This window comes from Kitasatospora sp. NPDC059973 (assembly GCF_042737525.1).
Taxonomy (GTDB): domain Bacteria; phylum Actinomycetota; class Actinomycetes; order Streptomycetales; family Streptomycetaceae; genus Kitasatospora.
Map to the genome: position 1 here is coordinate 1 of NZ_JBHWUI010000251.1, position 8270 is coordinate 8270.

An 8270-nucleotide genomic window follows, 5' to 3' on the forward strand; every position below is an offset into this window, starting at 1 on the left:
GGCGCCGACGGCGCGGGCCCGCTCCGGCCCGGCGCGGCGCGCGCGGGCGGGGCTCAGCGACAGCGGTCGGTGCGTCTGGCGCGGCGGGCGACGGCCCGGCGGGCAGCGGCGCTCCGGACCGGGGCGGCGGTCCGCCCGGTCGGTCTCGCGGCGCTCGGGCCTCCGGTCACGCCCGGATCATACGATCGCGAACCGTGTCGCGTCCGCCGATCCCGCCGATCGACGCCGCGCGGCCGGTTCGGCCCGCACCGGACTTGACCTTCACACCGGTGTGAACTCCTAGCGTGCCGGTCACCGAGCCAACCAGGTGAACAGGAGCCCCGCCATGACCGAGCCGTCCCCCGCCACCCCGCCCGCGCTGGCCCGGATCGTCCGGGGCTCCGGCCCGGGCCTGCTGCTCGCGCACGGCGCCGGCGGCAGCGCCCGGGACAACTGGGGGCCGCTGCTGGACGACCTCGCCGCCCACCGCACCGTCGTCGCACCCGACTTCCCCGGCTCCGGCGACACCCCGTTCGAGCCGGCCGGGCCCTCGCTCGACGAGCTGGCGGACCGGCTGGTCGCCGCCGCCGTCGAGGAGGGCCTGGAGAGCTTCGACCTGGCCGGGTACTCGCTCGGGGCCGCCGTCGCCGTCCGCGCCGCCACCCGGCACCCGGCCCGGGTCCGCTCGCTGCTGCTGCTCGCCGGGGTGGCCGGCGGCGACCACCGGCTCCGGCTCACCGCCGAGCTGGCCGCCGGCCTGGCCGACCACCCGGAGCTGCTGGCCCGTTTCGTGCTCGCGGTCGCCTTCGGCGAGACCTGGGTCGACGCGCTCACCGCCGAGCAGCTCGCGGACCTGCGCGCCGCCCTGCTCGCCCCCGTCCCGGCCGGCTACCGCCAGCAGTTCGGCCTGGCCGGCCGGGTGGACGTGCGCGGCGACCTGGCCCGGGTCACCGTGCCGACGCTGGTGATCAGCACCACCGAGGACATGCTGGTCGCGCCGAGCCAGCACCGCGCCCTGGCCGAGGGCATCCCGGGCGCCCGGCTGGTCGAACTCGCCAGTGGGCACCTCCCGGTGGTCGAGCGCCTGCCCGAACTGCGCGCGCTGCTGCTGGACTTCGTGACCGGTCGGCCGGCGTAGCGACGGCCCCGCCGCGTCCGGGCCGGGAACAGCCCGGCCCGGACGGGCGTTCGCCCGGTCATGCGCATCGGAGAACTCGCCCGCCTGACCGGGGTGTCCACCCGTCTGCTGCGGTACTACGGGGAGCAGGGGCTGCTCGAACCGGACCGGTCGGCCGCCGGCTACCGCGAGTACCGCGAGGGCGACCAGATCCGGGTGCGGCAGATCCGCGGCCTGCTCGCGGCGGGCCTGTCCACCCGGGTGATCGCCGAGATCCTGCCGTGCGCGAGCGGCCCCGTCCCGGCCCTGGAGGCCTGCCCCGACCTGCTCGCCACCCTCCGCGGCGAGCTGGCCGAACTCGACACCCGGATCGCCGAGCTGACCCGCAGCCGGCAGGCCCTGGCCGGGTACCTGGACACCGCCGCCCCGGCCACCGGGCCCTCCGCCCGCGCGTACGCGGCCGCCTGACGACCCGCCGCCCGGCGCGCCGGTCCTCGCCCTGACGGCCCGTCCGGTCGCCTCTCCCCGGCGTGCCCTGCCCCCGGCACCCCCGAGGACTGGACATAGTACGACATGTATCCATTTTCCGATCGTGTCGCCGACCGTCCAGTACGCCAGGAGAGGGACCTTCATGAGCAGCCAGCCACCAGGCCCGGACGAACCCGCCGCGACCCTCCCCGTCGACCGCACGGTGTTCGGCGTCAGTGCCGTGCTGGTGCTGGGGGTGGTCGCCTGGGGCGTCTTCGCCGAGGACTCGCTCGGCCGGACGTCCGACACCGCGCTCGGCTGGGTGCTGCACAACTTCGGCTGGCTGTTCGTGGTCGCCGCCGACGTCTTCCTGGTGCTCACCGTCCTGCTCGCGTTCAGCCGCTTCGGCCGGATCCGGCTCGGCCGCGACGACGACGAGCCGGAGTTCTCCACCCTCGCCTGGGTCGCGATGATGTTCAGCGCCGGCATGGGCATCGGCCTCATGTTCTACGGCGTCGGCGAACCGCTCCAGCTCTACGCCGCGCCGCAGCCCGGCTCCGGCCTGGAGCCGCAGAGCCCGGCCGCCGCCCAGCAGGCGCTGGAGTTCTCGCTCTTCCACTGGACCCTGCACCCCTGGGCGATCTACGCGGTCGGCGGCCTGGCGCTCGCCTACACCACCTTCCGCAAGGGCCGGGGCAACCGGATCTCCGCCGCCTTCGTCCCGCTGATCGGCGAACGCGGCGCGAACGGCTGGCCCGGCCGGGCGATCGACCTGCTGGCGGTGTTCGCGACCGTCTTCGGCTCGGCGACCAGCCTCGGCCTGGGCGCCCTCCAGGTGGCGGACGGCCTCGGCTTCATCTCCTCCGTCGAGAACACCGAACGCACCCAGCTGGTCATCATCGGCTCGCTGACCGCCGCCTTCGTCCTCTCCGCCTTCTCCGGCGTGCACAAGGGCGTCAAGTGGCTCTCCACCTCGAACGTCGTGCTGGCCTCGCTGATCATGCTCTTCGTCTTCGTGTTCGGCCCGTCGGTCTTCGTCCTGGACGCGATCCCGTCCACCGTCGGCGGCTACCTCTCCGACCTGGTCGCCATGTCGACCCAGACCGGCGCCTTCACCGACGAGAGCTGGCTCGGCTCCTGGACGATCTTCTACTGGGCCTGGTGGCTCTCCTGGGCGCCGTTCGTCGGCACCTTCATCGCCCGCATCTCGCGCGGCCGGACCATCCGGCAGTTCCTCACCGGCGTGCTGCTGGTCCCCAGCGGGGCGACGGTGGTCTGGTTCTGCGTGATGGGCGGGACGGCGATCCGGCTGAACTCCACCGGCGAGGCGGACCTGGTGGCCACCATCCCCCAGGGCGCCGAGGCCTCGCTGTTCGAGATGCTGCGCTCGCTCCCGCTCGGCTCGGTGACCAGCGTGATCGCGGTCCTGCTGGTGATGACCTTCTTCATCACCAGTGCCGACTCCGCCTCGCTGGTGCTCGGCTCGCTCTCCAGCCGGGGCTCGCTGCACCCGCGCACCTGGCTGGTGGTGGTCTGGGGCGTGCTGATGGGCGGGGTCGCCGCCGCGCTGCTGCTGGCCGGCGGGCTCACCGCGCTGCAGAACGCCACCATCCTGGTCGCGCTGCCGTTCGTGGTGGTGATGCTGCTGCTCTGCGTCGCCCTGGTGAAGGAGCTGCGCGAGGATCCGGCGGCCGGCCCCTCGCGGTTCCACGCCGCGCACGGCCTGCGGGACGCCGTCCGGGTGGCCGTCGGCGAGGCGATGGCCGACGCCCGGCGGGGGCCGCGACCGCCGTCCCGGTGACCGCCCCGGATCCGCCCCGCCCCGGGGCGGGGCGGATCCGGCACGAACCGACGCTTGGCCCCCATCCGGACTTCACCCGCGCGTACCGCTCGTTCACGCCGCCCTGGAACGCTCCCTGTCATGAACGCCAACCCTCCGGCGACCCTCCAGGATCCGCGCTTCCCGCTCCCGCAGCGCCACCGCCGCTTCCTGGCCTGTGCCGCCGTGCTCGCCTCCATCGCCCTCGGCACGCTCGGTGTGGGAGCCACCGTCGAAGCCGCCCAGCACGGCCCGCTCACGGCGGCCACCGCCCGACGATGACCCGCTGATCCCGCCGCCCTCCGCGCCCGACCCCAGGCACCGCCGTCCGGCCCACCGGCCACGGACGCGGTGCTTCTGTCGTTCCCGACGCGCGACCCGCTCGACGGCGGGGCGGTGACGCTCAGGCCCGCTGCTCCGCCCGGGGGCCGGCCGGGGCCGCCACCGGGGCCTCCCGGCGGGAGTGCCGGCCCGTCCCCGGAGCCGGACGCAGATCGGGCGCCGGAGCGAAGCGGGCGGCGGGGGCGCGCAGCAGCCAGCCCGGCGGCCGGGTGCCGCGCGGCGCGGGGGTGATCAGGCCCATCCGGTGCAGCAGGTCGAGGGCGTCGCGGCGCAGCGCGGTGCGGTCGGCGAGGTAGTCGCGCCGCCAGCCGGCCGGCAGCCCGTACTCGTCGGCGATGTCCCCGAGGACGCCGTCTATCAGCGCGTCCGGGATCGGGACGTCCGCGCCGGTGGCCTCGCCGGGGAGCGGGCGGACCTCCTCGACCAGGCGCTCGACCAGCAGCAGGGCGGCCTGGGCGAGGGTGCCGGCCCCCGGCAGGGCGAGGTCGGTGAGTTCGTCGGCGGGGTCGAGCAGGGCGACCCCCTCGGCCCGCAGTTCGGCCTCCAGGCCGAGGAACTCGGCGAGCGCGGCCGGGCCGGTCCGGCGGTGGAGGTCGAGCCAGTCGCGCTGGTCCGCGGGCAGGTCGGCGGCGAGCACGGCGGGGGTCTCGGCGAGGCGGCGGCGCACGGCGGTGCCGGGCTCGGCCCCGGCGGCGCGGCGGATCAGGTCGGCGGCGTCGTCGGCGAGGGCGGGCGGGCCCGCGGGTACGGCGCGGGCCAGCTCCCGGTCGACCGTCAGGACGACGCCGTCCGCGCTCCGGTCGGCGGGTATCTCGCCGAGCACCTGCCAGTCGGCCAGTGCGGCGAGGGCCATCGCGAGGTCGGCGGGCGTGGCGGCCGGACCGGGCGCGGCGTCCCGCATCGCCGCCAGCAGGGGGCCGAGCGGGAGCCGTTCGGGGGCGTCCACCAGCAGGGACAGCGCGAGGGCGAGCTGGGCGTAGCCGCCGGGGGTGAACGGCGCGCCGGTGCCGGGGTGTTCGAGCCGGCGGGCGGCGCCGGGGCCGAGCCCGGCCTTGTAGAGGCGGGCGTGCCAGGGGCCGACCACCAGGCGGTAGCCGAGCAGGGTGTCGAACTGGCCGGTCAGCCAGTCGCGGTGACGCCGGATCAGCGGGAACCCGTCGGCGTGCGGCCCGGAGGCGGTGACCAGCGGGTGGGCGAGCAGCAGCCGGGCGGCGATCCGGCGCTCGGCGGCGGCGGAACGGTCCTGCGCGCCGGCGGCCGAGCGGGCCGGCTCGGGCTTGCGGTGCTTTCCGGGCAGACCCGGCTTGGCTCCTGAGCGGACGACGGGCAGCGCCCCCTCGTCCCGCCGGGCCCGGCGCTGGCGGCGCGCCGGCCGCGGCTCGCGCACCCGCACCGCGGCGGGGGCGTGCGCGGTGGGACCGTGCCACCAGCTGACGGCGTCACCGGCCGCCGCCTCCGGACCGGTCACCGGCTCGGCCGGGACGCCGAAGTGGCGGGCCGGGTAGAGGCCGAAGGTGGCGACGCAGAGGTCGTCGGCGGTCCCGGGATCGGCTTCGGCGAACCAGTGCGCCAGCCGGAGCAGCCCCGGATCGGGCGAGAGGACAGCCCCTCCGGTCTCCTGCGGAGCGTCAGGACCGGCTTCGCGTACGGCGACGACGGCGACGGTGGTGCCCTGCCCCGCCCCGCCCGTGCGCCCGTCCGACGTGCCGCCGGCCACCCGCGTGGTGCCGGCCGCGTACTCCTGCTGCTCCATGTCGTGGACCAGACTAGACGGTGGGCGCGACCGCCGGTGGCCCCAACCGGAGCTCGCGGCGAATTGGTCCGCGCGTACCCCGCCGGAGCGGCCCCGGCCGTCGGCGCGCGCCGGCCTACGCCCGGGTAGTACTCACGGGTAACCCGGCCTTCCCCGGACGGACCCGGTCGCCTAGGGTGCGGACGAACGGGCCGCCCGCCCCCACCCACCGGAGGACACCGCCGCATGAGCATCCGCACCACCACCCGCGCCGTCCTCGGCGGGCGCCTGCGCTCCGCCACCGGGCTGCTCACCGGCTTCGCCGCCACCTCGGCGGCCCATCTGGGCGCGCTGCTCACCGACACGCCCGCCCTGCGGCACGCCACCAAGCCGGCGCTGATGCCGCTGCTGGCCGCGCACAGCGTCACGGCCGCCACCGCGGCCGGGCGGGAGGCGCCGAAGCTCCTGGCGCCCGCGCTGCTGCTCAGCGGCGGCGGGGACGTCCTGCTCCAGCTCGGCGACGACACCGCGTTCCTGGCCGGGATGGGCTCCTTCGCGGCGGCGCACGTCTGCTACGTGACGATGTTCGTCCGGCAGGGGGCGCTCACGGACCGGCGGCGGGCGCTGATCGTCACGGCCGCGTACGCGACGGCCTGGGCCGTGATGGTGGGCCGGCTCTGGCCGGACCTCGGCGGCCTCCGGGCGCCGGTGGCCGGGTACAGCCTGCTGCTCGCCTCGACCGCCGTCACCTCGGCCGGGCTGGGGTGGCGCACCGGCCTCGGCGGGGCGCTCTTCCTGCTCTCCGACACCCTGATCGCCACCAAGCTCGCGCAGTGGCGCGAGCTGCCCGGGCACCAGTTCTGGATCATGGCGACGTACCTCCTGGCCCAGTACCTGCTGGCCTCCGGCCTCCTGCGGGCCGCGGAGGCGCCGGAGACCCCGCGGGCTCCCCGGGCGTCCACGGCGGCCGGGGTCACCGGGGGCTCCGCGGCCCGGGCCGCGACGGCCTGAGACGGGCCGGTGCCGCCGGACCGACCGGTCCGGCGGCACCGTGGGGCGGGCCCGAGGGCCCCCGGGTGCGGGGCGCGCCTTCAGGCGGACCCGGCGCCGCCGCGTCGCCGCAGCAGCCAGAATCCGCCGATGCCGCCGACCACCAGCGCCGCGCCGCCCGCCAGCTCGGCGGGGTCGGCCGCGACCGAGCCGCCGAGACCGGTCCGCACGGCGCCGTGCGGGGCGACCTGCTGGCTGCCCGCACCGGACTGGCCGAGCGAGCCGGCCCACTCCCCGGCCGCCTTGCCCCACTCGCCGAGGCTCTGGCCGGGCGAGGAGGAGGCTCCGGAGGACGCGGCGACGGTGGTCACCGTGACGCTGGTCGAGAAGGCGGCGCCGTCGGGGCAGGTGCCGTCGACCTTGCTGTCGCCGCCGGCCTTGCCCGCCAGCCGCGCGGAGCCGGTGTGCCGGCCGTCCGATCCCAGGGTGAGGGTGGCCGGGCCGCCCTCGAAGGCCTGGGAGCTCGCGGTGATGGTCTTGGCGTCGGGCTTGTCGGACTTCTCGCAGGAGACCGTGACCGTCACGGTCTGGCCCGGTGCGGCCTGGGACGGGCTGACCGTGGCGGCGCCGTCCTGGGCCAGCGCGAGGGGGGCCGCCAGGCCGGTCAGCACCGTCGCGCCGATCAGGGCGGCGGCGGCCGTACGCGTGGGGCGCATACCGGAACCTCCGGGATTCTCGGGCGCGGCCGGGGACTCCGAAGTCCACGTGATCGAACAACCACACCCAGTCATTCACCGACGGTAGGCACACACCCGGCGCCCGGCCACCGCTCTGGCCCGTTCGGGCGAGCCGCCGCTACGGGGCGTGACGCCGGGCCCGGCCGGGCTCAGAGCTCCAGGTCGACCACGACCGGGGCGTGGTCCGACGTCCCCTTGCCCTTGCGGGCCTCGCGGTCCACATAGCTGTCCGTGACGGCGTCGGCGAAGGGCTTGTTGGCGTAGGTGAGGTCGATCCGCATGCCCCGGTTCTTCGGGAAGGCCAGCTGGCGGTAGTCCCAGTAGGTGTACGGGCGGTCGTACTTCAGCGGGCGGGGCACGACGTCCTGCAGACCGGCCTCGCCCAGGGCGGCGAGGGCGGCGCGCTCGGCGGGGGTGACGTGCGTCAGGCCCTCGAAGGCCGCCACGTCGAAGACGTCCTCGTCGGTCGGGGCGATGTTGAAGTCCCCGAGGACGGCGAAGGGGCGCTCCCCCGCGGCGTCCTCCAGCGAGGCCAGGCGCAGGGCCTCCAGCCACTCCAGCTTGTAGCGGTAGTGGGCGTGGTCCACCTCGCGGCCGTTGGGCACGTAGACCGACCAGACCCGGACCGGGCCGCAGGTGGCGGCGATGGCCCGCGGCTCGGTGTCGGGCAGCAGGGCGCCGTCGGCGAGGAAGCCGGGCTGGCCGGGGAGGTCGCGCACCACGTCCTCCAGACCGATCCGGGAGACGATGGCCACGCCGTTCCACCGGCCGGTGCCGTACGCGGCGGTCTCGTAGCCGAGCTCGCGGACCGGCTCGTAGGGGAAGGCGTCGGTGGAGCACTTGAGCTCCTGGAGGCAGAGCACGTCCGGCTTGGCGCTCTCCAGCCATTCCAGCAGCTTGGGCAGCCGCGCGGTGACGGAGTTGATGTTCCAGGTGGCGATGCGGACGGTCACGGCGGGCGGCCTTCCCGGTGGTACGGACGAGGGTGGGCGCCCGGCAGGACGCCCACCCCGAATCTACCGCCCGGCACCGACAGGCCCGTGGGCCCCCGGGCCCCCGGGCCCCCCCCCACCCGCCCCCCCCCCC

8 protein-coding genes are annotated in these 8270 nt (G+C 76.5%); 5 read left to right on the forward strand and 3 right to left on the reverse strand.

What is annotated here, in order from left to right; translation table 11 throughout:
- Positions 1–325: 325 nt before the first annotated feature.
- From ACFWA9_RS36690 to ACFWA9_RS36705, 4 genes are all read left to right on the forward strand, one after another.
- Positions 326–1117, forward strand: a complete 792-nt coding sequence (locus ACFWA9_RS36690) for an alpha/beta fold hydrolase (RefSeq protein WP_380393471.1) — start codon at positions 326–328, stop codon at positions 1115–1117.
- 60 nt (positions 1118–1177) lie between these two features.
- Positions 1178–1564: a MerR family transcriptional regulator gene (locus tag ACFWA9_RS36695; RefSeq protein WP_352294178.1), complete on the forward strand. Its 387-nt coding sequence runs from the start codon at positions 1178–1180 to the stop codon at positions 1562–1564.
- A gap of 163 nt (positions 1565–1727) precedes the next feature.
- Positions 1728–3365 (forward strand): BCCT family transporter, encoded by a 1638-nt coding sequence (locus ACFWA9_RS36700; RefSeq protein WP_359804330.1) that lies wholly within the window; start codon positions 1728–1730, stop codon positions 3363–3365.
- Positions 3366–3485: 120 nt separating this feature from the next.
- Complete coding sequence (locus ACFWA9_RS36705) at positions 3486–3665, forward strand: hypothetical protein (RefSeq protein ID WP_352294182.1); 180 nt, start codon at positions 3486–3488, stop codon at positions 3663–3665.
- Between the two features lie 121 nt (positions 3666–3786).
- Here ACFWA9_RS36705 and ACFWA9_RS36710 read toward each other — a convergent pair whose 3' ends face one another.
- Positions 3787–5478 (reverse strand): DUF2398 family protein, encoded by a 1692-nt coding sequence (locus ACFWA9_RS36710; protein ID WP_380393476.1) that lies wholly within the window; start codon positions 5476–5478, stop codon positions 3787–3789.
- A gap of 225 nt (positions 5479–5703) precedes the next feature.
- Here ACFWA9_RS36710 and ACFWA9_RS36715 point away from each other — a divergent pair, with 225 nt between their 5' ends.
- Entirely contained in the window at positions 5704–6468 is a 765-nt protein-coding gene (locus ACFWA9_RS36715) for a lysoplasmalogenase (protein WP_380393479.1), read from the forward strand.
- Positions 6469–6548: 80 nt separating this feature from the next.
- Here the strand turns inward: ACFWA9_RS36715 and ACFWA9_RS36720 are convergent, their stop codons facing one another.
- Positions 6549–7163, reverse strand: coding sequence for a hypothetical protein (locus ACFWA9_RS36720; protein WP_380393482.1), 615 nt, complete (start codon positions 7161–7163; stop codon positions 6549–6551).
- A gap of 170 nt (positions 7164–7333) precedes the next feature.
- Positions 7334–8137, reverse strand: a complete 804-nt coding sequence (locus tag ACFWA9_RS36725; RefSeq protein ID WP_352295150.1) for an exodeoxyribonuclease III — start codon at positions 8135–8137, stop codon at positions 7334–7336.
- Between the last annotated feature and the right edge of the window lie 133 nt (positions 8138–8270).

Excerpts from the sequence above, each read along its gene's own strand:
- ACFWA9_RS36690 (WP_380393471.1), top strand. The coding sequence starts at position 326 with ATGACCGAGCCGTCCCCCGCCACCCCGCCCGCGCTGGCCCGGATCGTC.
- ACFWA9_RS36695 (WP_352294178.1), top strand. The coding sequence starts at position 1,178 with ATGCGCATCGGAGAACTCGCCCGCCTGACCGGGGTGTCCACCCGTCTG.
- ACFWA9_RS36700 (WP_359804330.1), top strand. The coding sequence starts at position 1,728 with ATGAGCAGCCAGCCACCAGGCCCGGACGAACCCGCCGCGACCCTCCCC.
- ACFWA9_RS36705 (WP_352294182.1), top strand. The coding sequence starts at position 3,486 with ATGAACGCCAACCCTCCGGCGACCCTCCAGGATCCGCGCTTCCCGCTC.
- ACFWA9_RS36710 (WP_380393476.1), bottom strand. The coding sequence starts at position 5,478 with ATGGAGCAGCAGGAGTACGCGGCCGGCACCACGCGGGTGGCCGGCGGC.
- ACFWA9_RS36715 (WP_380393479.1), top strand. The coding sequence starts at position 5,704 with ATGAGCATCCGCACCACCACCCGCGCCGTCCTCGGCGGGCGCCTGCGC.
- ACFWA9_RS36720 (WP_380393482.1), bottom strand. The coding sequence starts at position 7,163 with ATGCGCCCCACGCGTACGGCCGCCGCCGCCCTGATCGGCGCGACGGTG.